The 24,134-nt window shown below is 48.8% G+C and carries 21 protein-coding genes; 15 read left to right on the forward strand and 6 right to left on the reverse strand.

Going from position 1 to position 24,134, the window contains the following annotated elements; translation table 11 throughout:
• Nucleotides 1-83: 83 nt before the first annotated feature.
• Nucleotides 84-1,991, forward strand: coding sequence for an ATP-binding cassette domain-containing protein (locus MJO57_RS14755; protein ID WP_252026401.1), 1,908 nt, complete (start codon nt 84-86; stop codon nt 1,989-1,991).
• A 55-nt stretch (nt 1,992-2,046) separates the two neighbouring features.
• Here the strand turns inward: MJO57_RS14755 and MJO57_RS14760 are convergent, their stop codons facing one another.
• Nucleotides 2,047-2,490, reverse strand: coding sequence for a universal stress protein (locus MJO57_RS14760; protein WP_252026403.1), 444 nt, complete (start codon nt 2,488-2,490; stop codon nt 2,047-2,049).
• A gap of 500 nt (nt 2,491-2,990) precedes the next feature.
• Here MJO57_RS14760 and fadB point away from each other — a divergent pair, with 500 nt between their 5' ends.
• A complete protein-coding gene (gene fadB / locus MJO57_RS14765) occupies nt 2,991-5,138 on the forward strand; it encodes a fatty acid oxidation complex subunit alpha FadB (protein WP_252026405.1) in 2,148 nt (715 codons plus the stop codon).
• A 71-nt stretch (nt 5,139-5,209) separates the two neighbouring features.
• Nucleotides 5,210-6,382 carry an acetyl-CoA C-acyltransferase FadA gene (gene fadA, locus MJO57_RS14770; RefSeq protein WP_252026408.1) on the forward strand — a complete coding sequence of 391 codons (1,173 nt, stop codon included), beginning with the start codon at nt 5,210-5,212 and terminating at the stop codon, nt 6,380-6,382.
• 459 nt (nt 6,383-6,841) lie between these two features.
• Here the strand turns inward: fadA and MJO57_RS14775 are convergent, their stop codons facing one another.
• Both MJO57_RS14775 and MJO57_RS14780 read right to left on the reverse strand, forming a co-directional pair.
• The gene (locus MJO57_RS14775) at nt 6,842-7,453 is read right to left on the reverse strand and encodes an IS4 family transposase (RefSeq protein ID WP_252026410.1); all 612 of its coding nucleotides are present in this window, start codon (nt 7,451-7,453) and stop codon (nt 6,842-6,844) included.
• On the reverse strand, nt 7,450-8,472 hold the full coding sequence (locus tag MJO57_RS14780; protein WP_252026412.1) for an IS4 family transposase: 1,023 nt from the start codon (nt 8,470-8,472) through the stop codon (nt 7,450-7,452). Before MJO57_RS14780 ends, MJO57_RS14775 begins: the two co-directional genes overlap by 4 nt.
• A 165-nt stretch (nt 8,473-8,637) precedes the next feature.
• Here MJO57_RS14780 and MJO57_RS14785 point away from each other — a divergent pair, with 165 nt between their 5' ends.
• Nucleotides 8,638-9,714 carry a hypothetical protein gene (locus MJO57_RS14785; RefSeq protein WP_252026413.1) on the forward strand — a complete coding sequence of 359 codons (1,077 nt, stop codon included), beginning with the start codon at nt 8,638-8,640 and terminating at the stop codon, nt 9,712-9,714.
• Nucleotides 9,711-10,124: a DUF6444 domain-containing protein gene (locus tag MJO57_RS14790; RefSeq protein WP_252017959.1), complete on the forward strand. Its 414-nt coding sequence runs from the start codon at nt 9,711-9,713 to the stop codon at nt 10,122-10,124. The genes MJO57_RS14785 and MJO57_RS14790 overlap by 4 nt, the downstream gene beginning before the upstream one ends.
• Before the next feature lie 112 nt (nt 10,125-10,236).
• Here the strand turns inward: MJO57_RS14790 and MJO57_RS14795 are convergent, their stop codons facing one another.
• The gene (locus tag MJO57_RS14795) at nt 10,237-11,574 is read right to left on the reverse strand and encodes a transposase (protein ID WP_252017304.1); all 1,338 of its coding nucleotides are present in this window, start codon (nt 11,572-11,574) and stop codon (nt 10,237-10,239) included.
• 104 nt (nt 11,575-11,678) lie between these two features.
• Between MJO57_RS14795 and MJO57_RS14800 the strand changes: the two genes are divergently transcribed.
• The 7 genes from MJO57_RS14800 (at nt 11,679) to MJO57_RS14830 (ending at nt 19,900) form a co-directional block, all read left to right on the forward strand.
• Entirely contained in the window at nt 11,679-12,269 is a 591-nt protein-coding gene (locus tag MJO57_RS14800; RefSeq protein WP_252026415.1) for a transposase, read from the forward strand.
• Nucleotides 12,270-12,290: 21 nt separating this feature from the next.
• On the forward strand, nt 12,291-13,595 hold the full coding sequence (locus MJO57_RS14805) for an IS4 family transposase (protein ID WP_256493298.1): 1,305 nt from the start codon (nt 12,291-12,293) through the stop codon (nt 13,593-13,595).
• Nucleotides 13,595-14,230: a transposase gene (locus MJO57_RS14810; protein WP_252026419.1), complete on the forward strand. Its 636-nt coding sequence runs from the start codon at nt 13,595-13,597 to the stop codon at nt 14,228-14,230. The genes MJO57_RS14805 and MJO57_RS14810 overlap by 1 nt, the downstream gene beginning before the upstream one ends.
• 463 nt (nt 14,231-14,693) lie before the next feature.
• Nucleotides 14,694-17,336: a type I DNA topoisomerase gene (gene topA, locus MJO57_RS14815; protein ID WP_252026421.1), complete on the forward strand. Its 2,643-nt coding sequence runs from the start codon at nt 14,694-14,696 to the stop codon at nt 17,334-17,336.
• Nucleotides 17,337-17,433: 97 nt separating this feature from the next.
• On the forward strand, nt 17,434-17,913 hold the full coding sequence (locus MJO57_RS14820; protein ID WP_252026423.1) for a DUF6586 family protein: 480 nt from the start codon (nt 17,434-17,436) through the stop codon (nt 17,911-17,913).
• Nucleotides 17,914-18,241: 328 nt separating this feature from the next.
• Nucleotides 18,242-19,675 carry a hypothetical protein gene (locus MJO57_RS14825; RefSeq protein WP_252019822.1) on the forward strand — a complete coding sequence of 478 codons (1,434 nt, stop codon included), beginning with the start codon at nt 18,242-18,244 and terminating at the stop codon, nt 19,673-19,675.
• Nucleotides 19,676-19,708: 33 nt separating this feature from the next.
• The gene (locus tag MJO57_RS14830) at nt 19,709-19,900 is read left to right on the forward strand and encodes a hypothetical protein (protein WP_252026425.1); all 192 of its coding nucleotides are present in this window, start codon (nt 19,709-19,711) and stop codon (nt 19,898-19,900) included.
• Between the two features lie 20 nt (nt 19,901-19,920).
• Here the strand turns inward: MJO57_RS14830 and MJO57_RS14835 are convergent, their stop codons facing one another.
• Entirely contained in the window at nt 19,921-20,352 is a 432-nt protein-coding gene (locus MJO57_RS14835) for a CDP-glycerol--UDP-pyrophosphoryl-N-acetylglucosaminyl-N-acetylmannosamine glycerophosphotransferase (RefSeq protein WP_252026427.1), read from the reverse strand.
• Nucleotides 20,353-20,389: 37 nt separating this feature from the next.
• Nucleotides 20,390-20,986 (reverse strand): transcriptional repressor LexA, encoded by a 597-nt coding sequence (gene lexA, locus MJO57_RS14840; RefSeq protein ID WP_252026429.1) that lies wholly within the window; start codon nt 20,984-20,986, stop codon nt 20,390-20,392.
• Nucleotides 20,987-21,129: 143 nt separating this feature from the next.
• Here lexA and MJO57_RS14845 point away from each other — a divergent pair, with 143 nt between their 5' ends.
• The 3 genes from MJO57_RS14845 (at nt 21,130) to MJO57_RS14855 (ending at nt 24,119) form a co-directional block, all read left to right on the forward strand.
• Complete coding sequence (locus tag MJO57_RS14845) at nt 21,130-21,759, forward strand: TetR/AcrR family transcriptional regulator (RefSeq protein ID WP_252026431.1); 630 nt, start codon at nt 21,130-21,132, stop codon at nt 21,757-21,759.
• Nucleotides 21,759-22,277 (forward strand): L,D-transpeptidase, encoded by a 519-nt coding sequence (locus tag MJO57_RS14850; RefSeq protein ID WP_256493299.1) that lies wholly within the window; start codon nt 21,759-21,761, stop codon nt 22,275-22,277. Before MJO57_RS14845 ends, MJO57_RS14850 begins: the two co-directional genes overlap by 1 nt.
• Nucleotides 22,278-22,460: 183 nt before the next feature.
• Nucleotides 22,461-24,119, forward strand: a complete 1,659-nt coding sequence (locus MJO57_RS14855) for a transposase (RefSeq protein ID WP_252017470.1) — start codon at nt 22,461-22,463, stop codon at nt 24,117-24,119.
• Nucleotides 24,120-24,134: the final 15 nt, after the last annotated feature.

A 24,134-nucleotide genomic window follows, 5' to 3' on the forward strand; every position in this document is an offset into this window, starting at 1 on the left:
ACCTGTTTTTATGCAACGCTTTCAGTTGATAAACCTTTGCTGGTGCAAATCGCTGGCAAAGGGCTTCACCGCCTGGATGGATAATGCCGTTACTTAGATTCGAAAAGGTCAGCCTGGCTTATGGCGACCAACCTCTGCTGGAGCATGCCGAATTTCAGATTCGAAAAGGTGAGAGGGTCTGTTTATTGGGCCGCAATGGAGCAGGCAAGTCTACCATGATGAAGCTGGTATCCGGCAGTATCCTGTCGGATGATGGTACCTTGTGGCGTAAGCCTGGCCTGAAGGTAGGGGTGCTGAACCAGGATCTGCCTGATCAGGATGATAAGAAAGTTTATGACGTGGTTGCCTCAGGCCTTGAGACGGTCGGTGAACTGATCAGTCGTTATCATACCTTATCCATGAACATCAGCACTGACGCTGATATGAAAGCACTGGAGAAAGTCCAGCAGCAGTTGGAGTCTGTGGATGGCTGGAGCCTCAGTCAAAAGGTGGATACGGTTATTCAGAAGCTGGGGCTTCCTGCTGAAAAACAGATGAAAGAACTTTCCGGTGGTTGGCGTCGGCGGGTTGAACTGGCCAGAGCGCTGGTGGGAGAACCCGATCTGTTGTTATTGGATGAGCCGACTAACCATCTTGATATTATCGCCATCGACTGGCTCGAGAAGCAGCTGAAGGATTTCTCCGGCGCCCTGCTCTTTATCACCCATGACCGTTCATTTCTCCAGTCGCTGGCGACCCGCATTGTTGAGCTTGACCGGGGCCAGCTGACCAGTTGGGAATGTGACTATAAAACCTTTCTGGAGCGTAAGGCTCACGCGCTTGAGGTAGAGGCTGAACAGAATGCCCTGTTTGATAAAAAGCTCGCGCAAGAAGAAGCGTGGATCCGTCAGGGGATTAAAGCGCGTCGCACCCGTAACGAAGGTCGGGTTCGTGACCTGAAGAAGCTCAGGGAGGAACGTCGTCAGCGCCGTGAGGTACAGGGTAATGCCAGCTTTGGACTGGAGCAGGGAGAAACGTCTGGAAAGCTGGTGCTTGAAGCCAGGGACATTTCCCAGTCCTTTGATCAGCACACTGTGATCAAAGACTTCAGTCTTCGGTTAATGCGTGGTGACAAGATCGGCTTGATTGGTGCAAACGGGGCAGGAAAATCAACCCTGCTAAATATCCTTCTGGGTAATCGCCAGCCGGAATCAGGCTCTGTCAAAATGGGAACCAAACTTGAGGTGGCTTATTTTGATCAGCTGCGTAATCAGCTGGACCTTGACAAAACCGTCATAGATAACGTGGCTGAAGGGCGTGAGAGTATCACCATTAATGGTTCGAGTCGGCATGTTATTGGCTACCTGGGGGACTTTCTGTTTCCTCCTGGCCGTTGTCGTGTTCCGGTCAAGGCGCTTTCGGGGGGCGAGCGAAACCGGCTCCTGCTGGCTTGCCTGTTCAGCAAACCTGCCAACTTGCTGGTAATGGACGAACCTACCAATGACCTGGATGTTGAGACACTGGAGCTTCTGGAGTCACTACTGGTTGAGTTCACTGGCACCATTCTACTGGTCAGCCACGATCGGACATTTTTGGATAATGTGGTGTCGAGTACACTTGTCTTTGAGCCGGGTGGTCATATTAGTGAGTATGTGGGTGGATTTGATGACTGGTTGCACCAGGGAGGCTCAATTTCCAGCCTGGTGGCTGAAGCGTCGGTTGTAAAAAAAGAGGAAAAGACTAAAACCCGGCCAAGTCAGGCTGAAGTCGTCAGCAAGCCGGTAAAAAAGAAGCTCAGTTACAAACTGCAGCGCGAACTGGATGCTTTGCCCGGTGAGATTGAAGCCCTTGAAGAAGAGCTCAGCGAACTGGAAGCTCAAACCGCTGAGTCGGGTTTTTATCAGGGAGACGCGTCAGAAGTCCAGACTGCTCTTAACAGGTTGACTGAACTCAATGAGTTGATAGAACAGAAAATGGAACGGTGGGAAGCGCTGGATAATATGCAGATGTAAAAATAAGTCAGGAAGAGCCGCAGAGTCTATGATGTGGCTCTTCTTTATCATTAAATCATCCGTTGTTTTTACCGACTCGTACGGCCAGTACATCACAGTTGGCACCATGCAGGATGCTGGTTGAAGTGGACCCGAGAATCAGGGCCAGCCCATGACGGCCATGGCTGCCAACGACAATCAGGTCAACGTCTGACTCTTCTGCAATGCGATGAACCTCCCGTTCGGGTAGCCCATACACGACATGTTGCTCCCCTTTCTTCAGCTGGATTGAGTCGGCCAGACGGGCAATACGCTCCTTTGCCTGTTCGGTGATTTCATCTTGCAGGGTGGTGAGGTCGAGAGGGATATCACTGCCATAAGCCACGCTGAGCGGTTCGACAACATGAACCATGGTCAGTCTGGCCTGGTTTTTCTCGGCAATGGATTTTGCTTTCTCGAGCACCTCATCGGCTTCGTCGGACAAATCGATCGCTACCAGAACGTGCTTGTAGAGGCTCATAAGCTGTCTTCCTTCTTCAATAGATGCAAAAAGTGATCCGCCCTGTAATATCTGGACCGCTGTCGAGATTTCTCATGATAAGCAATAAAGTACATTGAGGAGGCTATGGTGTGCATGAGGTCTTCTCAAGTCATGGCATTTCCATTGTAAGGCCTATTTTGCTTTTATTCATGGTTTTCTTAGCTGTCTGTCCAGCAATTCATCATAAACAATGATCCAGATTGGTAACTCGCTGCTTATTTGATGAATAGTCTTGTTAAAATGGCTGCGCAAGTCTGGGAGAAAATGGCTTTTTCATGGTTATTCAAGCTTGACTTTAAACACCATTTCACAGAAGGTAGGCAATAAATTCAAACAAGCGTATGAATTTACCGGGAAGTAAAGCAATAATAATCAGATAGCTACCATAGTTAACGTAAAAAATGATCAGCCTGTTTAATCGCTGGCAGGTCACTTCGTCATTGTTAGCCTATCTATCTTCAATCCGAAAGGAGACGTTCATGATCTACCGGGGGAAGGCGTTCAGGGTTCTGCCTGTGGAAGATGGTATCGCCGAGCTGCAGTTCAATCTTGACGGCGAAAGTGTCAATAAGTTCAGTCGCTCTGCCATTGAGGACCTGGCTGCTGCGCTGGATGCCATCCGTGCTGATAACCATATCAAAGGTCTTATTCTCACCAGTGGTAAAGACGTATTCATCGTTGGTGCTGATATCAATGAATTTACCCGAACTTTTCAGCAGGATGATGAAACGTTATTGGCCGGACTGATGGCGGTGAATAAGGTATTTTCCGGATTTGAAGATCTTGATATGCCAACCGTGGCGGCCGTGAATGGCATTGCCTTGGGTGGTGGTTTTGAAATCTGTCTGTGTGCGGATTACCGGGTGCTTTCCACAGAAGCCAGGGTTGGCTTGCCGGAAGTGAAACTGGGTATCTACCCGGGATGGGGCGGCACGGTCAGATTACCCAGGTTGATCGGTGCGGATAATGCGGTGGAATGGATCGCCAGCGGCAAAGAGTATCGTCCTGATGCGGCGTTACAAGTTGGCGCTGTCGATGCCGTGGTTGCCCCTGAGAAACTGAAAGATTCTGCGCTAGCCGTGATTCGTCGCTGCCTGAATGGTGAACTGGATTACCAGGCCAGAAAGCAGGAGAAAAAAGGCAAGCTGAAACTGCCGCCGATTGAAGCGATGATGGTGTTTGAAACCACCTCTGCAGTCGTTAAAAAGCAGGCCGGACCCCATATGCTGGCGCCAATAGCCTCAGTCAAGGCGATTCAGAAGCACGCTTTCATGGAGCGTGACAAGGCCCTTGAAGTGGAAGCAAAAGGGTTTATTAAACTGGCCAAGTCCTCGGTGTGTGATGCTCTGGTTGGCCTGTTCCTGAATGATCAGCAGCTTAAGAAAAAAGCCAAGGCATCTGCCGGTATTGCCGCTCAAACCAACAAGGCGGCGGTGTTGGGTGCGGGCATTATGGGTGGCGGTATTGCCTGTCAGTCCGCCTTGAAAGGTACGCCCATTCTGATGAAAGACATCAGCCAGGATGGACTGGATCTTGGCCTGGCTGAAGCCACCAAACTGCTCTCCAAGCGTGTCGCCCGGGGGCGTATGGATGCCGGTAAGATGGGGAGTGTATTGAATAATATTATACCCACGCTGTCCTACGGTGACTTTGAGGGCGTCGATGTCGTTATTGAAGCCGTTGTGGAAAACCCGAAAGTTAAGAAAACGGTGCTGGCGGACGTAGAGAACCAGGTTGCCCAGCAAGCTGTTCTGACATCCAATACCTCCACCATTTCCATTAACGAGCTGGCCAGTGATCTGAAGCGTCCCGAACAGTTCTGTGGCATGCACTTCTTCAACCCTGTTCATGCCATGCCACTGGTTGAGGTTATCCGTGGCGAAAAGACCAGCGATGCCACCGTAGCAACGGTGGTTGAGTATGCCCGCAAGATGGGTAAAACACCGGTGGTGGTTAATGACTGCCCCGGATTTATGGTGAATCGTGTCCTGTTCCCATACTTTGGTGGTTTCTCTGCCTTGCTGCGTGACGGGGCCGATTTCCAGCAGATAGACAAGGTCATGGAGCGCTTTGGCTGGCCAATGGGACCTGCCTATCTTATGGATGTGGTGGGCATTGATACCGGTATTCATGCTGAAAGTGTCATGTCGGAAGGGTATCCGGATCGCATGAAACGTGACTTTAAAAACGCGCTCGACGTAATGTTTGACAACCAGCGCTTTGGTCAGAAAAACGGGGCCGGTTTCTATCAGTATGAGCAGGACAGAAAAGGTAAGCCCAAGAAGGTGGTTGATGAGTCCGTTTATGACTTGTTGAATGAAGTTTGTGCTGAACGTAAATCCTTTGAGGATGAGGAGATTATCGCCCGTATGATGGTGCCTCTGTGTATGGAAACCGTTCGTACGCTGGAAGATGGCATTGTTGACTCGGTCGCTGAAGCGGATATGGCGCTGATTATGGGTATTGGCTTCCCGCTCTTCCGCGGTGGTGCCCTGAAGTATATTGATAGCCTGGGGGTGGCAGAGTTTGTTGAGCTTGCGGACCAGTACGCTGCTATCAGCCCACTGTATGTGCCGACTGATAAGCTCCGGGAGATGGCTCGTGAAGGCAAGACCTTCTACGGTTGATGGCTCTTTGAATAAATACATGAGTCTTAAGTTACCGAACCATTTTCAGGGAATATAAAAGCGAGAATACCATGAGCCTGAACCCAAGAGATGCTGTAATTGTTGATTTCGGGCGTACCCCGATGGGGCGCTCCAAGGGTGGCATGTACCGTCATGTGCGTGCTGACACCCTGTCTGCCGAGTTGATTACCGGGTTACTTAACCGCAATCCAGAAGTGAACCCGGCTGAGGTGGAAGATGTTATCTGGGGCTGTGTAAACCAGACCCTGGAGCAGGGTTGGAACATTGCCCGGATGGCATCGCTGATGACACCCATTCCCCATACCTCCGGTGCCCAGACGGTCAGCCGTCTGTGCGGATCATCCATGAGTGCCCTGCAGAGTGCCGTTCAGGCCATTCAGACCAATAACGGTGATGTCTTTGTGGTCGGTGGTGTCGAGCATATGGGGCATGTGGGCATGATGCACGGAGTGGATCCGAACCCGAGGCTGTCCAAATACGGCGCCAAGGCAGCCGGTATGATGGGGCTGACTGCCGAAATGCTGGGCACTATGCACGGCATCAGTCGTCAGGCACAGGATGAATTTGGTGTCCGTTCCCATCAGCGTGCCTGGGCTGCCACCGAAGCAGGTCATTTCAACGATGAAATTATCCCGATGCAGGGGCATGATGCCGACGGAAACCTTGCACTTTTTACCCGGGATGAAACCATCCGCCCGGAAACCACGGTAGAAGCGTTGTCACAGCTTAAGCCTGCATTTAACCCCAAGGGTACGGTAACGGCGGGAACGTCCTCCCAGATTACCGATGGCGCCTCCTGTATGATCGTTATGTCAGCCCAGCGGGCTAAGGACCTTGGTGTGCAGCCAATGGCGGTGGTCAGGGCCATGGCGGTTGCCGGTGTTGATCCTTCCATTATGGGGTATGGACCGGTGCCCAGCAGTAAAAAGGCGCTTAAGCGTATGGGCATGACCATGGATGATATTGATCATGTCGAACTGAATGAGGCTTTTGCTGCTCAGGCACTGTCCGTACTGAAAGACCTCAAGCTGCTGGATAAAATGGATGAAAAGGTCAACTTGAACGGAGGGGCCATTGCGCTTGGTCACCCATTCGGATGCTCGGGAGCGCGAATTTCAGGCACACTTCTGAATGTGATGAAACAAAATGGTGGAACCCTGGGGCTGGCAACAATGTGTGTAGGTCTGGGTCAAGGTATAACGACGATTTTTGAAAGGGTTTGATCGTCGTTTAGTCTCGATGTAAGTCGGTTCTGTCGTTTGAAGCATTTGGTGCTTCAAACGACAATCAGTGGAACCCGCCGACTGACTTATTACACAGTTCATTAACTACCTGCCCGGGTTTTTCCTGTTTTATAAGATTTTTGCGCATAGCCCATTACCAATAATTCAAACGGTTCCTTTCACTGCCTGAGGCTTGTCTACCCTTGCCATTATTTTTCGTGAGGGAATAACGTTGATATCCCAATCTACCGTTCAGTCAACAGGCGCATCCACTGCCTCGGCCTCCGTACCGGTTCAGCCTGGGGGTGAGTGGGGCGCATGGGCAGGGTTGAAGGTCGCTTTCCGGGACGGTTTAATCCCGTTTTTGCAGTCGTGGCATCCTGGTTATGCCCCCCCCGGGATGCAACCGTCGGCACAACCGGATGACGGTCCTGCCTTCACGTTTGGCCTGACTCTTGATCACATCTCTCCAGCGCTGAACTGCCGGGCTATCTGCCAGGTTTTTACCCGATCCTGCAATTTCGCCCAGCCTTCCCATACCACTAACCAGCCGGGCTGCCCTGTATGCTTTGAATCACCCCAACCACCAAGCCGAGCAATCGTTTGAAGCAGCCAAGTGACTGTTGGCGGCTTATCGGGCAACGCTTTTTTTTCATAGGTTAGCCAGAGAACCTGCCATTCATCATCACTGACCACCTCATTCGCGAGTGTTTTTTCACTCCAAAGCTTTCTGTCTTTGTGCTGCCTGTCATTCGGTAACATTTTTCTGTCTTTGTGCTGCCTGTCATTCGGTAACATTAATGCTTCACGGATTTGCATTAGTCTGACAGCGACAAACATTAATATGACCGCAAGTCGTTCAATGTTATCCGGAGATTGCAGACGAAGCCTTTCTACTCCTGCTCCCGATTTCCAAGCCTTATGGAACTCTTCTATTCGCCATCGGAGCTCGTAAAATCGAATGATAGAGCGACAGTCTTCGAATGTTTCAATATCTTCAGTTGTCAATAGTACCCAGTGCAAACGGTCTTCGGAGTCATTGCCAATCTCTTCAGCCGACACAATATTCATAGTGGCTCTTTTCGGGTTACAGACTGCTCTGCAATGAAAATTGGCCAAAGGCCTTGATATACAATGCCTTCAGGAAACTGCTGGCTAAATATTGCCAAGCCCTGCCACAGGAGGATTCCAGCCTGATTTATGAAATCAGCAGTCTGCAATACGAAAAGAGCCTTCATAGTTACCGGTTCCGGCCTGCCGCCTGGCCTTTGCGGCGCCTGTATTGTCATCTTCTTTCTTTTGACCTGCAGCGTTGCCTTTCGCTTCTTTCTACCTCCTTTTTGAGGAACCACTATCGTATATTTCCCCAACACTTCAGTCTGAGCTAAGGAATCAAATAATAAGAGTTCGCCATCCACCAGGATTCTGTTTTGTGTAGCTCTTACAACAAACCGCTGTCGGTTATCCAGTTTGTAGTGCATATATTCGTATATATCCGCCTCCCGGTCGCAAACACTGATGATGTCAGGCATTTTACCCCCCATCCTTTGTTCTGTGTTTTCAGAGGCTCTTTGCCACTTAAAGCTTTCCTTTCCCTCGTAAGGTAGCTGACGACGTTGGTTCTTTTTCCCCCGCTGAACGTCCTCTCTAACCCATCGTTCTTGATCAATAAGCCCAATGCTTCGCTCTGTATCCGCATCAACCAAGAAGACAGAGTGGACGTGGAATCCTCTGGTTTTAGAGCCTTCAGGACCTCCAAGATCACCAAGCTCGGATCTGACAGCATGTTTATAACCCAGGGTTGTTGTATCTTCGAGAGCCAGAAGTAGGCGAGACTGTCTCGCTATTTTGGCAGTTGCCTGAAAGCCTGCCTCAGCTATTGCTTCAGGCTTTACGGCCTCATTCTCAATCAGCCGGTAAGCTCCAGTTACCAGTGCGGTATAACCTTCGCATGAAGATGACAAAGAATTACCGGTATGAGCTGAAAGCTCGGCAGCAACTTTGACAAGTCGTTTTGTACGTCGAGTATCGCCCAAATCAGCACATCCAAAAGTTAGTTCTGACCATGGTTTAGGAGAAAGTGGAAGCATGACCTGTTTTATCAGTGAGAAATGATAGAACAAGGTAGCTATTTGTGATCAAGAGACAGCACGTTTGGCAGCCCCGATGGGCAGGACAGTAGCTTTTTTCAGGGTGTTGCGCTGGGTGCCCGGCTGGTGTCGCCTTATACGGTGCTACCAGCGGAGATCGGCACGATGCTGGAGGGCTTTGTCACGCTTTCCTCAGCGGCCCGGCTCAGGGATCTTTTTGACGCGACTAAAGGTTCGCCGCCAGAGCAGAGCCACGCAAACAGCTCAGTGGATGGCTCCCCAACAAACGACAAAGGCAGGAAAAAAAAGAAACCGCAGCAAACACGACAACGCACCAGCCCACCGGCCACCGCCTCCGTCGGCCTTGGCCAGCTACCGAAAGCTGCCGTGGCACTGGGTGCCTTGTCGGGCCTGAGTGCTGGGGCAGCTGCATCCCCATCTGGCAGCTCCGGCAGTAAAGAAGGGTGGAAGCCGGTGCCGGATGCCAAAACCCTGGCCAAGTTCGGCCGTGACCCGGACTATCCACTGGGTGGTAATTACTTCCAGACTGCGGATATTGATGGTGGTGGATTACTCGAACCCATTGGCAGCAAGCATTACCCATTTAACGGTAAGTACTATGGTCGGGGTCATACCATTGAGAATCTTCGCCACTGCTTTTTGAACAATCTGGAGGGTGAGGTTGATAGCCTGCGTTTCACGGATGCCAGTATACGGTCCACAGGGTACAATGAACCGGCCGGGGTGGTGGCCTGTAGAGTTTCACGCGGTGGGACAGTTAGTAATATCCGGGTTGAAAATGCTCATGTTGACAGTGATGAGGACGGGGCAATTGTAGGGGGTGTAATCAGCGAAGGAAATGTTGCCAATATCACAGCAGTTGATTGCTCTGTCCGAGCTGAAGAGCATGCTGGTATCGGCGGAGGAATTGTCTATTCACCGCGAACTTTCGCTAACATCACAGCAATCAACTGCACGGTGGAAAACTCTGGTTATTCTTCTAATTATTATGATGTCGGTATCGGGGCAGGCTATGTTTCTGGAAGCATTGCCAACATCACTGCGATTAACTGCAATGTGAAAGCGCTCCGTGGTAATGGTGATGCCGGTATCGGGGCGGGGTCAGTTTATTCTTCTTATTCTTATTCTGTAACTGTTCAGCACCCCCACATAAATCTGGAATTTTCTGATTTTTATACCATCCTCTTAAGCACCATTTTTCCACAATATTCGCCAGCATGATTCCAGAACTACCCGCAACTATGTCGGCTGAGATTCTCTTGAAAGAGAATGCAGAGCTGCGGATGAGAGTTGCCTGTCTGGAAGAGCGATGTCGAGAATTGGAAGAAAAGGTTGGCAAGAACAGTCAAAACAGCAGCAAGCCGCCATCGTCTGATGGTTATCAAAAACCTTGTAAAAACAGTAATTCTCCAGATCATTCTGACGACCTTTCCGCAGATAAAGGTACCGATCCATCGGATGAAAAACCCAATCCTAAAAGTCTGAGACAGTCTTCTGGTAATAAAGCCGGTGGAAAGAAAGGGCATCAGGGCACTTGTCTTAAACAGGTCGATATCCCTGACTATATTGAGTACCTTCCGGTTAAAGAATGCAATAAATGTCAGGCGTCTCTTCTTGATACTCGACTTTAGAGTCTGTATAAAACGATAATTCGGTCAGCTTTTTATAGTGAAGCAAGCCGAAATCAGTGAACTGTTTTTCCAAGTTCGTTATTACTTCCGTTTTTTGCCTAAAAGCCTTTAGTTATGCTGCTTCTGAATTATCCGGTATTAACTGGTCGATCAGATCGCGAAAATTGAACTCATATTTTTGCTTATATCTGTTCCAGCCCTTGCGAATAGAGAACCTCGGAATAATTCCTGAAAGAGCAATTTTCATCATGCCTGCAGTGGTTGTATCCGGGCTTCTCCAGGGTATCCGAGAAATATTCAGACATGCCTGATTTTTACAAACGGTTAATAACTGCAATAATGCATAGCCTGCCATTTTCAAATGCATCCATCGAAGCAGTGTTCGCAATTTCTGCTGCCATAAATGGCAACAGCCAAAAGCATGTTTGAGTTGGTGAAACATTGGCTCTACCGGCCATCTCCGGGAATAGGCACGAAGCACCTCCAGTCCCTCAAGTTCCGGATTGGTCGAGATGAATATTCTGCTTTCGGTCAGACCTTTGTCATTTTCAAAGCGACTCCAGACGACGCGTACTTCACGACCTTTAAGGAATCTGGCGCGACAGATCAGGGTACGATAACGTATTTTGCGAAATTTGCCGTACATCCATACTGTTGCTTTTTCTTCCGGCAGTTTCTTAACCTGTTCTGTCGTCATCTTGATGCCGTACTTTTTTGGGCGCCCTCGCTTCTTTACGGTGGGTGCTGGCGGCAAAGCATAGAGGGCCCGATTTGAAGGTATCTGACCAACAACTTCTATGTTCATTTCCAGAGCTGGCTTTATCAGTGTCCAGTTCATATACCAGCAATCGGTTAGCAGGCGTAGCACTCGATCCTTCACTTCATTGCGTACCACCCTGAGCATGGCCACGGCAATTTTCAGTTTGCTGGTGTTACCTGAAGCTGGTGTCGGAAATGAGATCACCGGTATGGCGGTAAATACTTCATCTGCAGCCCGCTCAAATATGATGGCCAGGGAAACCCAACACTGCCCCCAGATGTACGTCGGCCGATTGCGTTTCTTGCTGTGTTGATGATGTGTACGACAAGCAGGGGCTTTGTCGGAAAACCGTTCGATTACCCAGTCATCAAGCCCCAGGACCACAGGTTGATTCTCAGGAGCTTTGGAGCAGACCAGACGGATCAAGTGGCGTGCCAAGTTCTTCCATTGCCACTTGCCCTGAGATAGCCAGTGGTGGTAGCTGCTCCACACACAATGAAAATCAATTGTTAACAACGCCTGTGTAACAAAGCCGTCGGCTGAAAGCATGCAACCGAACAGCAGTTCGCAGAACGTTGGTACTGCAGTTGATGATAGCGCTCCAGCAAGAAAGGTTGTATATGAAGCGAGCTCCCTGAGGATTACTTGATGATCTGAAGTGAGCATGGCAACCATCTCGAATTTCGTCATTGGGGATGGTTGCTTTTAGCAGATTATGCGCCGGAACTATTGTGCTCTTAAAACTCTAAAGTCGAGTTCTTGATAGTGAGCCGGTCAAATATATTGAACGACAGGTGTTTGAACCAGGGAGACCGGGTGAATTTGAAGTAACGGCCCATAGAGCTGAAGTAAAAATCTGCACTTGTGGTTGTCGGAATCAGGCTGAATTCCCGGAAGGTGTTACCGCTGCCGCACAATATGGCTCAGCCACACAGGCTATGGCCGTCTATCTTAACCAATACCATTTCCTGCCTTTTAAGCGCGTGTCAGAGTATTTTAATACTCTCTATAAAATGAGTGTAAGTGCAGGCACTGTCGCCAATTTTGTGGCCAGAACCTATGAAAATCTGGCTTCTACTGAAGAGGTTATTCGTGACGCCTTGCGGGAATCGTCTGTTGCCGGAGCCGATGAAACGGGTATGCGGGCCGAGGGCTCTTTGCACTGGCTACACGTTATGCGGGATGAACAATGGACGCTCTACTACTTGTCTGAAAAGCGAGGTCGTGAGGCCATGGACACGATGGGCATACTGCTAACATTTGCACTTAGGGTAGACATTAAGCTCAAAAAAGGTTCGTTTCCGGCGGCAGAACCCACCTTGAACAGCCACAATAAAGCTTCGAAACCATTATCAATGGCTGAACAAGATGAGTACTGCAAATAGTAGATTAGTTGAAAAAAACTGTTGACCTGTTTCGACCGGTCAGAACTCCTAAGTATGGCGGAACAGCTTGGTTTTACTATACGACAGCGAGATATCCGTCCTTTGGATTTTATCCTCTCACTGATCGATGCCCTCGCTGGTGATGGAAACTGCGATACCCAGGCGGATCTACACCGTAAATTTAACGAGTTGACGGGGCTGAATGTCTCTTATCGTTCTTGGGCAAATCAAGCTAAAAAGGACGCGCTGCCTACTCTTATCCTGTGGCTATGGGTGCAGTGTCTGGAAATATTTTCCCGCAAAGTCATGGCGTTTGATGAAGACAGTCCATTTTCAGAGTTTGAGCACATTCTGATTCAGGACGGTTCGTCACAAGCTGTCTATGATGCCCTGAAAGAAGCATTTCCCGGCAGGTTCTCAACGGTCAGTCCTGCTGCCGTCGAGCTTCATACGACAATGGATCTTCTCACCAACAACCTGGTGCGGGTGCAGCTGACTGAAGATACCCGTTCAGAAAGAGACTGTCTGCCACCCCGTTCAGAAAGAGACTGTCTGCCACCACTGCCAACATCCATGGCCTATATCCTGATGCTAATGGATGCCGGTTATTTTGAGCTGGAACTCTTTGCCGCTATTGATGACAGGGAGGGTTCTTTTATCTGCAAGGCACCTCAGAGTATCAACCCGACGATACTCAGCGCGGTACGGGAGGATGGCAAGAATCTCAATCGCTACAAAGGACAAAAACTGAAGGATGTACTGTCTGGCTTCCCCAAAGACCAGTGCCTCGACCTGGATGTAGAATGGCCGGGATTCAAAGCCTGGCCATTCCGCTTGGTTGTCCGCTGGAATGACAAAAAACAGAAGTGGGTTTTCGTTGTGACCAACCTGAACCGGGTGGAGTTCACCTTGAGTGATGTGCTCCAGGCCTATCGTCTACGGTGGCAGATAGAGCTGATTTTCAAAGAGATCAAATCCTATTCAGGGTGGCATCGTTTTAACACCAAATCAGCGACACTGGTGTTTAGCCTGATTCTGATGTCCTTTGTGGTTGTGACGTTGAAAAGGTACCTTGCCCATGCTGCACAGGCGAACCTCTGTGAAAGTGGGAGCATTGAGGAAATCTCGACGCACAAGGTGATGAAAAGTGGGACTCACCTGTTTGGTAATGTGATTTCATCGTTGATGAATGCAGGAAAGTCATTGGTCTCATGCATTAAAAAGCTACTGGACTTCTGGGGAAATAATGCGAAACGAGAACACCCTGCACGGGATGGTTGTTCAGGGCGTACAAGATTAGGCCTTTGTGCGGTGGGTGGGGCTTAATGTCTACCTTAAGAACATTTGCAGGCGTTCTGGTTCATGATCATTGGAAATCCTATTTTGCATATGCGGCAACTCACGTACTTTGCAATGCCCATCACCTGAGGGAGCTTTTGGGTGTTGTTGATAGGGACAGCAATCAACTGGCGTTGCGATTGATGAAGCTACTGAGGCTTTCCTGGCATTACTGCAAGGGCTTTAAGACCATAGGTATGCTACAGATGCCAAGTGTTGTCTGTGAACGAATCGAGAAGATTTATGACCGGTTGCTTCAGCGGGCTCTAATGAAAGAAGTCGTCTATATGGAGAAGCAACGAGAGGAGCTTAAGCGCAAGAAAGTCAAGAATACTAAAGCTTACAATCTCTTCAAACGACTCACTGAGTTCAAGGCTGAGACACTGCGCTTCATGTCAGATTTTACCATTCCCTTCGATAACAATGGCAGTGAGCGGGATGTTCGAATGGCCAAGTTAAAGCAGAAAATCTCAGGCTGCTTCAGGAGTGCAGACGGTGGTTCTATGTTTGCACGGATTCGCAGCTATTTGTCGTCTGCCAGAAAACAGGGAATGGACATATATCAATCACTTCATAGAGCTGTTCGGAATTACTGTAATATGCCTTTGCTCAGTGCTGAATAGTTACGGTTGAGTTATCAGGTAAAACCATGTTAAGCGTTTAAAGGTTTCAGCCGTTACTGATTACCATGAAAATATTCTGGTTCGCATAGCTGGTTCCCTTGGATAAAGTAATACCTTAATCAGGCTGCTTATTTGTTACGGGTCTGAGTGTTAAATTGTCAGAGTGAAAATGTGGCCAGAATATTCAAGTCGGATAAGGGCTTTAAAGTGCAGGAAATGAGGCTCTGCCCGGGATCATACAGGAAAATAACCCACTCCTTTACGGGAAAGAGGTTGATGGTTTTCCTTGACCGATTATTGACTTCGCCTTATATATTGAAGCAATTTCTATCCCGGCTTTTCTTGTTCTGGCCATAAGGCTCTATTTCAGCAGGTCTGAATATTGAGTATGATGGGCGATTTATCTGCTCACAGATCTGACCAGCCAGAACATTGGAACAGATGACAGGACGTGTAAGGCAGCATGGGTAAATCGCTAGTTATTGTGGAGTCGCCAGCCAAGGCGAAAACCATCAACAAGTATTTGGGCAAAAACTTTGTTGTCAAATCCAGCGTGGGTCATATCCGGGATTTGCCAACCGCGGGTGGGCCGAAAAAAGCCGTGGATGCAAAAGCCAGGGCCAGGGCTGCCGCTGAGTCCAAAAAACTCTCACCTGAGGAACGTGAGCGCCGCAAGAAAATCAAAGCCCGTGAGCAGTTGATCGAGCGCATGGGGATCGACCCTGATAATGGCTGGGCAGCGCATTACCAGATTCTGCCGGGAAAGGAAAAAGTCGTTGACGAACTGACCCGTTTGGCTGAAAGTGCTGACACCATCTATCTCGCAACGGATTTGGACCGTGAGGGAGAAGCCATTGCCTGGCATTTGCAGCAGGCTATCGGTGGTAGCCCGGATCGCTATCGTCGTGTTGTCTTTAATGAAATTACCAAAAAAGCGATTCAGTCTGCCTTTGAATCTCCCGGGCAGTTAAATCAGGATCGGGTCGATGCTCAGCAGGCTCGCCGGTTCCTGGACCGTGTCGTTGGTTATATGGTTTCTCCTCTGCTCTGGGCAAAAATTGCCCGTGGGCTATCTGCAGGGCGTGTTCAATCCGTTGCTGTTAAGCTGGTGGTTGAGCGTGAGCGGGAGATTCGCAGCTTCACTCCTGAAGAATACTGGGAAGTGTATGCGGATCTTCTGGCTGTCGGTAATGATGTGGTTCGCTTTCAGGTCATTAAAGAGAATGGCGCCAGTTTCAGGCCGATAAGCAAGGCCGAAGCCGATAAAGCATTGACTCAGCTTCAGCAGGGGCAATACTCCCTTACCAATCGCGAAGACAAGCCAACCCGGAGTAAACCCTCAGCACCCTTTATCACATCAACGCTTCAGCAGGCGGCCAGCACCCGCCTTGGCTTTAGCGTAAAGAAAACCATGATGTTGGCTCAGCGTCTCTATGAAGCCGGTTATATCACTTATATGAGAACCGATTCGACCAATCTTAGTCAGGATGCGGTAGAAAGTGCCCGGTCCTTTATTACCCGGCAATATGGTGATCAGTACTGCCCGGTGCAACCGAATATATACAGTAGCAAGGAAGGTGCCCAGGAAGCCCACGAAGCAATACGCCCCTCCAGTGTCACATTAAAACCGGATGGCCTCTCTGGAATGGAGCGTGATGCAGAGCGTCTGTATGATTTGATCTGGTGCCAGTTTGTTGCTTGTCAGATGACGCCGGCCGAGTATCTCAGTACTTCGCTGGTCGTAGACGTTAAGGGCTATCAGCTCAAGGCCAGGGGGCGAACATTGAAGTTTGATGGCTATACCCGGGTGCAAAAGCCTCTGGCCAGAAAAGGTGAAGATGTGATTCTGCCAGACCTTCAGAAAGGTGTGGCCCTGAATCTACAAAAACTGGACCCTAAACAGCTGTTCACCCGACCTCCTGCCCGTTTCAGCGAAGCGGCACTGGTGAAGGAATTGGAGAAGCAGGGCATTGGCCGGCCGTCAACCTATGCGTCGATTATCTCTACTATTCAGGATCGTGGTTACGTTTCGGTGAAGAGTCGCCGTTTTTATGCTGAAAAAATGGGCGATATTGTGACTGATCGTTTGAATGAGTCTTTCAATGAACTCATGGATTATCACTTTACTGCACGAATGGAAGAGAAACTGGACGATATTGCTGAGGGTGAAAAAAACTGGAAGCAGGTTCTTGATAATTTTTATACCGATTTTACGCTGCAGTTGACACAGGCGGAACAGAGTGAGGGAGGGATGCGTACCAATGAACCCTCCCTGACCGATATTGAGTGTCCGACTTGCCATCGCCCGATGATGATTCGCACTGCATCTACCGGGGTGTTTCTCGGTTGCTCCGGTTATTCTTTGCCACCAAAGGAACGCTGTAAAACGACGATTAACCTGGTTCCGGGCGAAGAGGTGGAAGATGCTGATGATGAATATGCCGAGGTTAATGCCCTACGAGCGATGCGTCGTTGTCCCAAGTGCTCTACCGCTATGGAAAGCTATCTGATAGATGAGCAGAGAAGGTTACACGTCTGTGGTAATAATCCTGATTGTTCCGGGTTTGAAGTGGAGAAGGGGAGTTATAAGTTAAAAGGTTATGATGGTCCCGTACTCGAGTGTGATAAGTGCGGCAGTGAAATGCAGTTGAAAACGGGGCGATTTGGTAAATATTTTGGTTGTACTAACAGTGAATGCAAGAACACCAGGAAGTTGTTGAAAAGTGGTGAGCCAGCGCCACCCAAAATGGAGCCAGTGCCTATGCCTGAGTTAAAGTGTGTCAAAGTTGATGATCATTACGTGCTCAGGGATGGCGCTTCCGGATTGTTCCTGGCGGCCAGTCAATTTCCCAAGAACAGGGAAACCCGTGCTCCCTTGGTGGCAGAACTGTTGCCACATCAGGCAATGATTGATCCTAAGTATGGTTATCTGATGGATGCTCCCCGCCAGGACCCTGATGGAAACCCGGCCATTATTCGATTCAGTCGTAAGACTAAACAGCAATACGTTATGTCAGAGCTGGATGGTAAGGCAACGGGTTGGAGTGCTACCTATGATGAAGGTAGCTGGAATGAAAAACAGACTAAAAAGCGCCAGTCCAGTTAGTTTCTCTCAATCTCCTGGTTCGCCAGACAGGGCTATTAGCCCTGTCATGTTATGCCTGTTTATGAACTTTTGGTGTGGAAGATTGATGGAGTTGGTTATGACAAACAATTGGCAGGGATACACCAATAAAATGCTCTTTCACTCCCGTTTGTTGCTGGATGCCTGGGAAGAGGAAGCAGATGATCTTGCCAAGCCGGCATTTCGCGAGGCTTGTCTGAATGCAATGGTTCAGGCTTATCGGTCGTTACTGGCTGAAATTATGACTAATTACCGTTTGCCGGTAAATCAATTGCCATCGCTTGATGAGGCAATTAACAGTGTTCATCTTAAAGGAGAGGTTTCTACTGAATTGCAATTCATTGAACGTCTTGAACAACATGATTCCTGGTTGTCGGCGTTATTAAAAAGCCATCAGGATTGTTCAATGCCTATCCAGCGCAAAAGTGTTGATAAGAATGAAATTCCCCTGTTCAATGCAGATAGTGTTCGGTTTGATCAGCCGGAAGGTTTTCATTCTGTGCTTGAATCGTTGAAGGAACTGGTTACCTACAGTCGTAACTTCAGCCTTGAGTGGTAAACTTCACAAATTTTCATGTTTATTCATTGTCAGCAATATTCAGCTATTGACAATGGCCGATGTCTTGAAAGGCTTTGCAGCCTCATGCACAATGCTTCATTGCTAACCAAAAATTCCGGTGTTACTTTATGTCAGCGTCGTTTCTTGAAATTGTTGAACTACCTTCCGGTGAAATCGTATGGGTGAAAGTCTCATATTGATCACACCCACAGGCCTTGAGCTACAGCAAACAGACGTAACACCAAATTTTTCAAACTGAATGGAGAGCAGCCAAACACAGCTATGATTCTAACAGCAAACAAAGAGTCAACTGTGAGAGGCCGCTCCGATGGAAGTATGTCAGCCACTAACCAAAGTCGCCAATGATTCCTGTCCTGCTATTGACCAACTGCAGCAAAAACTGACCCTCCTTCGTCAGTCCAATAATCCAATCCAGCATTTTGAGGATCATGAAAACGAGATTCACTCCCTCTTTATTCAGGCGGAGCGAGAAATACTGGCAGAAGAACTGCAAAAATTAGACATCAATAAAGCTTCTATCGAAGTGAATGGGGTCGTGTATCACCAGGCATTACGCAGCTATCAAACCTACCAGTCAGCAGCAGGACCTGTCCGGGTATTGCGCAGCCTCTACCGCAATGCCGGGGATAAGTGCATTGTCCCTTTAGAGCTCAAGGCTGGCGTTGTAGAAGGCTACTGGTTACCAAAGGCTGCGAAGCAAGCAGCATGGATGGTTGCCCAGTTGCCGCCCGCGGACGTAAAAAGCTTACTCGATCTAATGGGGAATATGTCACCCTCAACCAGCTCTCTGGCACGTCTTCCCAAAAAACTCAACGAACAATGGGAGCAGCACCTTGACCCTTTCGAGACCCTTCTCGCGGAGAATCTCACAGTACCGCCTGACGCGGTGACGGTAGCTGCTTCCCTTGACGGTGTGATGCTACCAATGAAAGACGGCAAGCGTCAGGAGAAACGTGAAAAGAGTGTTGCTGATGGCAAACGTACCCGAGGGCCAGCAGGTTGTCAGGAGGCCAGTTGTGGAACACTGTCGTTTTACGATGACCAGGGAGATCGCCTCTCTACGATCAGGATGGGACGAATGCCTGAAAGCAAGAAAGCGACATTGAAAAAATCCCTTTCAAACCTTCTGGATAAGGTGCTTCAGCAAAAGCCAAATCTGACTCTGGTCAAAGTGGCAGATGGAGCCCGGGACAATTGGACATACTTCACCAAAGAGCTACCGGAGGGAGAAGAAATTGTTGATTATTACCATGCGGCAGAACACCTGAAGAAGGCATTTGACCTGGCTTACGGTGAAAATAGCGCGAAGTCCAAAGAGAAATTCAGCACCTACCGACATATCCTGAAGGAGGAGCCGGGTGGGGTTGAAAAAATAATCAAGGCACTGGCTTACCAGCATAGCAAGCATCCCCGCCGATCGAAATTAAAGACAGAGTTAAAGTACTTCAGAAAAAACCGGTTACGGATGAATTATGCAGAACACCTGTCGCGCAACCTGCCCATAGGCTCAGGGGTCATTGAGGCGTCCTGTAAAACGCTGGTTACACAGCGAATGAAGTGTTCGGGAATGCGTTGGCGGTGTCCCGGGGGGCAAGGCATTCTGACACTCAGGTCACTAATTCAAAGTGGTTGGTTCGACTGTGGCTGGATGCTGCTGTCGGTAACGTACCGGGCTAAGGTAAATATGGTCAGTGATAATGTGATTCCATTTTCATCAGGGAAGGGTGATCTTGAACGTTAGTACTCATCAATATGAGACTTTCACCCAATCGTATTGCGTCGCAGTGATGAGGAGAACGCTGAGCCTCTGGTTACTATGTCATTCTCCCGGGAGTTGCTCGACTTTCTCCAGGGAGATCAGGTGGAAGTTGCCAAGGCTATGTTGGATGCCTGCATAGCTGAAGTGGGGCGTAAAACAGAAGCTGACGCTGGTGAGTACATCCCTGAAAACCGGGTTCTTCATTAACTGTCATTTTGCCCCTCAGGTTATCCTCTGCTCCTGATTGCCAATCCCTGACAGCGACCTGAACGGGCGGCGGTTTCCAGTTCAGACAGTGTGATATTATCCATCTGCTTGATCCAGCTGACGACGGTGTGACTGGTGCCGGAGGCCAAAGCTTTTCGAGTCAGCTTTAGCGGGTCTGCCTGTGCGGAAGGATTGAGAACCTGGAGGCGGTGTCTGCTGATTCCGGATGACTTCAGCCAGTTTATTGTGTTTTTTGCCTGTTCACTGGACAGTATCAGAGTAAGCCAGCGTTGATCCTGATCGTTAGCCAGCTCATTCAGTACAGACCTCAGGAAACGTCCTGACTGCCAGGGCGGGCCTGAAAGAATCAGCTCATCAATAAAGCTGGCAGGTTCACCGTCAGTGAAGGTGGTATCATCGTTCTGACTGGATGATGGTGTTAATGCTTGCATGTCAGGTCCTCTACATCAGAGATCGTCAGGTAAGGTTTTAGTTCCTGATAACCCCCACACTCAGTCCTTCGATAGCGAAGTTATCAACGCTGAGGTCTACTTCGATTGTCTGGAATTCTTCGTTTTCAGGGTGAAGATAAACCGTGTTCTTAACTTGTTCAAAACGTTTAACGGTCACTTCGTCTTCAATTCTGGCTACGACAATCTGACCATTTGATACTGTTGAGGTTTTATGAACTGCCAGCAGATCGCCGTCAAGGATGCCGATATTCTTCATGCTCATTCCTTTTACCCGAAGCATGAAGTCCGCTTTGGGTGAAAAGAAATCGGGGTTGATGGACAGGTGGTCTTCAATATGTTCCTGAGCAAGAATGGGACTTCCTGCAGAAACCTGTCCTACAATAGGCAGACCGGAATATTCTGTGCCAGGTATGCGAATACCTCTTGAGGTTCCGGGGGTGATTTCAATGGCTCCCTTGCGTGCAAGAGCTCTGAGATGTTCTTCTGCAGCATTAGGTGATCGGAAACCGAATGTCTGTGCGATTTCTGCACGTGTAGGCGGGAAGCCGGTTTCTTCGATATGAGACTTGATCAGTTCAAGAATCTCAGTCTGGCGCTTGGTCAATTTATACATGATTAGATCTGTGTTTTTATACAGTATATGTGATTATATACAGTATTCAGCTGGCTGCAACTACATATCTCAAATACCAACTTGATGTTTCAGTTGACAAACGTTAGTTTTAAACAAATGTTTACAATGGAGGTTTTACCGGCATGTCACAGTCAGCGACGGTAGACAGGATTCTGGACGCTGCAGAGAAGTTATTTGCTGAGCATGGATTTGCAGAGACCTCGCTGCGGTCAATTACCAGTCAGGCGGGTGTTAACTTGGCTGCTGTTAATTATCACTTCGGTTCCAAAAAATCCCTTATCCAGGCTGTCTTTTCCCGTTTTCTTGATCCTTTTGTCAGTAATCTTTCCAGTGCACTTGTCACATATCAGGATAATAATGATGCTATTGATCTGGAACAAATACTTCATTTGCTGGTGGATCAGATTATGGCAGTGCAACCTCGTAGTCCTGAGGATCTCCCGGTTTGTATGAGGTTGATCGGGTTAGCTTACACTCAGGGGCAGGGGCATTTGAAAAAATACCTGCGGCAAGTCTATGGGGAAGTATTCCAGGCTTATCTTCAGTTGCTGGTAAAGGCCTGTCCTGATTTGCCAATGAATGATCTGTTCTGGAGAGTTTATTTTATCTTGGGTTCTGCTGTTTTTACTCTTTCCGGGGCAGATGCCCTAAGAGCTATCGCGGAAAGCGATTATGGGGTTGAGAGTGAACTGGAAGATATCATGAGGAAGATGGTTCCTTTTATGGCTGCAGGCCTCAGAGCACACATCTGATGGATCATTTAAAGATTAGCGAGCTTGATTTACCGATGCATCTTACTGTTCATATTGCCAGTCAGCAGATGGTGCTTCATAAGAGGGGCGGCAAATGCCGTGTTTATTCTATTTCTACAGCAAGCAAGGGAACCGGGCAGCAGGAGGGAAGCTGGCAGACGCCTCTCGGGCTTCATGTTATTCGGGCTAAAATTGGGGCAGACCTACCGGTTAACTCTGTGTTTATCGGACGTCGCTTTACTGGTGAAATTTATTCACCTGAACTCCGGACGTTGTATCCCGAAAGAAGAGACTGGATATTAACCAGAATTTTATGGCTCAGTGGCCTAGAGCCCGGATATAACCGGCTTGGTAATGTTGATACCATGCGTCGCTTCATATATATCCATGGCTCACCGGATACTGCCGTGATGGGAGAGCCAGGGTCACGGGGGTGCATCCGTATGCATGGGGAAGATATTATCGATCTGTTTGACCGTGTAGATGCCGGTACCAAGATTGATATACAGCTTGGCTGATACAGCTTTTCTGTTCAGATATATCTGTGCAATCTGGCCTGAACCGGGGTATGTCTTTGATCAATCTCAAAGTCGATGTACTGGTTTATAGTTATAAGGCCAGTGTGACTTCAACCTTTCTTCGTAATTTCTCAAAAAGTGCTGGAAGCAGGATAATTTCGGTCAGTCGTCTATCCTCTCACCATGGCTTTTCTAGAACACCAGCAGTTACAACCTGAAGATCTACTGAGATTCATCACTCAGCAGCAAGAGCAGATCATTCAGCTCAAAGAGCAGATAGAATTGCTTGAAGCAGAGATTCGTCGTCTAAAAAAACTGCCCGCAAAGCCTGACATCAAACCAAACACCAAACCTCCCGATGATGACACCGGCAGCCCTGATGGAGATCCATCCGCTCCTGAGGGTAACGATGGAGCCAGCCCAGACACCTCGTCAAAGCAGAAGGTTAAGAAGCCCAACGAGAAAACCAGAAAGCAGCGTAAACAGCCCCGAAAGCCATCGGCGGAAAAATCCATACCCATTGCTGCCACTGATGTTCCGGAGGGATCAATCAGGAATGGAACCACCCCTTTTCATGTTCAGGAACTGACAATACAAACATCCAGTATTGAATATCTTTTAGAGCAATGGGTGACACCCGATGGACAAACCATTACGGCCAAACCGCCAGCCAGCCTTCATGGACATCATTACGGGCCAATGCTGCAGGCCTACGTTCTGCACCAGTATCATGGTTGCTCCGTTACCCAGCCAGAACTGCTGGACTGGCTATGGGACATTGGAATCTCTATTTCCAGCGGGGAACTCAGCCAGCTTCTGACGAAAGGACACGAGCAGTTCCATGCTGAGAAAGATGAGCTGTTGACTACAGGTATTCGCTGTTCAAGTTATATCCAGACAGACGACACGGGAACAAGGCATAAGGGGAAGAACGGTTACTGCACCATCATCAATAACGAGTCCTTTGCCTGGTTCGAGAGCACAGACAGCAAAAGCCGGGAAAATTTCGTAAGCCTACTGCACCGCCCATGGTCAACTTACACGTTCACCGACGATGCCTTGATCTATCTGGAAAAACTGGATTACCCCAAAAAGTGGCTACGCGTTCTTAATCCATACAGAGGCGTCACCTTCCTGAGCCATGAAGCCTGGGAAGAATGTATGAAAGACCTGAGACTAACTGGTAGACGGCGCCAGCAGGCCAGTGAAGCCATGATTTATGGCAGCCTGATACAGCATGGAGCAGGACATCTTACCACCTTCAGTGATGGGGCAAGGCAGTTCGACGTTTTCAAACACAGCCAGTGCTGGATACATGCAGAGCGAGGGCTGGCAAAAGTTCATCCGGTCAATGATCAGCAGGCCATGGCTCAGAAATGGCTTCGGACATGGTTCTGGGCCATTTACGATGACCTTAAAGACTTCAAGACAGAGCCAACTGAAAAAAAGGCAATAAAAGTACGACAGGGGTTCCAGGCGCTGATCCAAACCCAAACGTGCAGTGGGCTTCTTCAGGATGCTCTGTCAGGGTTGGCTGTAATCAAGGAAGAGCTATTACTGGTTCTGGATGACCCGAGCTTACCGCTGCACAACAACCTGAGCGAGAGTCAGATACGAGAATATGTTAAACGACGAAAGATCAGTAGTGGGACGCGAAGCGATTTGGGGCGGCAATGTCGCGACACCTTTGCCAGCCTGAAAAAAACGTGTCGCCTGTATGGTCTCTCTTTTTGGGATTATCTGAAAAGCCGACTAATGGGCGATGGGTTATTTCCGAGATTGAGTAACCTGATTGAGGAGGCTTCACGTCATCTTCCGTGTGGTGCTGCCAGCAGTTTTTGAGAAATTACCTTTCTT

The sequence above is a fragment of the Endozoicomonas sp. SCSIO W0465 genome (genome assembly GCF_023716865.1).
Lineage (GTDB): Bacteria > Pseudomonadota > Gammaproteobacteria > Pseudomonadales > Endozoicomonadaceae > Endozoicomonas.

Excerpts from the sequence above, each read along its gene's own strand:
- MJO57_RS14755 (WP_252026401.1), top strand. The coding sequence starts at position 84 with ATGCCGTTACTTAGATTCGAAAAGGTCAGCCTGGCTTATGGCGACCAA.
- MJO57_RS14760 (WP_252026403.1), bottom strand. The coding sequence starts at position 2,490 with ATGAGCCTCTACAAGCACGTTCTGGTAGCGATCGATTTGTCCGACGAA.
- fadB (WP_252026405.1), top strand. The coding sequence starts at position 2,991 with ATGATCTACCGGGGGAAGGCGTTCAGGGTTCTGCCTGTGGAAGATGGT.
- fadA (WP_252026408.1), top strand. The coding sequence starts at position 5,210 with ATGAGCCTGAACCCAAGAGATGCTGTAATTGTTGATTTCGGGCGTACC.
- MJO57_RS14775 (WP_252026410.1), bottom strand. The coding sequence starts at position 7,453 with ATGAATATTGTGTCGGCTGAAGAGATTGGCAATGACTCCGAAGACCGT.
- MJO57_RS14780 (WP_252026412.1), bottom strand. The coding sequence starts at position 8,472 with ATGCTTCCACTTTCTCCTAAACCATGGTCAGAACTAACTTTTGGATGT.
- MJO57_RS14785 (WP_252026413.1), top strand. The coding sequence starts at position 8,638 with ATGCTGGAGGGCTTTGTCACGCTTTCCTCAGCGGCCCGGCTCAGGGAT.
- MJO57_RS14790 (WP_252017959.1), top strand. The coding sequence starts at position 9,711 with ATGATTCCAGAACTACCCGCAACTATGTCGGCTGAGATTCTCTTGAAA.
- MJO57_RS14795 (WP_252017304.1), bottom strand. The coding sequence starts at position 11,574 with ATGACGAAATTCGAGATGGTTGCCATGCTCACTTCAGATCATCAAGTA.
- MJO57_RS14810 (WP_252026419.1), top strand. The coding sequence starts at position 13,595 with ATGTCTACCTTAAGAACATTTGCAGGCGTTCTGGTTCATGATCATTGG.
- topA (WP_252026421.1), top strand. The coding sequence starts at position 14,694 with ATGGGTAAATCGCTAGTTATTGTGGAGTCGCCAGCCAAGGCGAAAACC.
- MJO57_RS14820 (WP_252026423.1), top strand. The coding sequence starts at position 17,434 with ATGACAAACAATTGGCAGGGATACACCAATAAAATGCTCTTTCACTCC.
- MJO57_RS14825 (WP_252019822.1), top strand. The coding sequence starts at position 18,242 with ATGGAAGTATGTCAGCCACTAACCAAAGTCGCCAATGATTCCTGTCCT.
- MJO57_RS14835 (WP_252026427.1), bottom strand. The coding sequence starts at position 20,352 with ATGCAAGCATTAACACCATCATCCAGTCAGAACGATGATACCACCTTC.
- lexA (WP_252026429.1), bottom strand. The coding sequence starts at position 20,986 with ATGTATAAATTGACCAAGCGCCAGACTGAGATTCTTGAACTGATCAAG.
- MJO57_RS14845 (WP_252026431.1), top strand. The coding sequence starts at position 21,130 with ATGTCACAGTCAGCGACGGTAGACAGGATTCTGGACGCTGCAGAGAAG.
- MJO57_RS14850 (WP_256493299.1), top strand. The coding sequence starts at position 21,759 with ATGGATCATTTAAAGATTAGCGAGCTTGATTTACCGATGCATCTTACT.
- MJO57_RS14855 (WP_252017470.1), top strand. The coding sequence starts at position 22,461 with ATGGCTTTTCTAGAACACCAGCAGTTACAACCTGAAGATCTACTGAGA.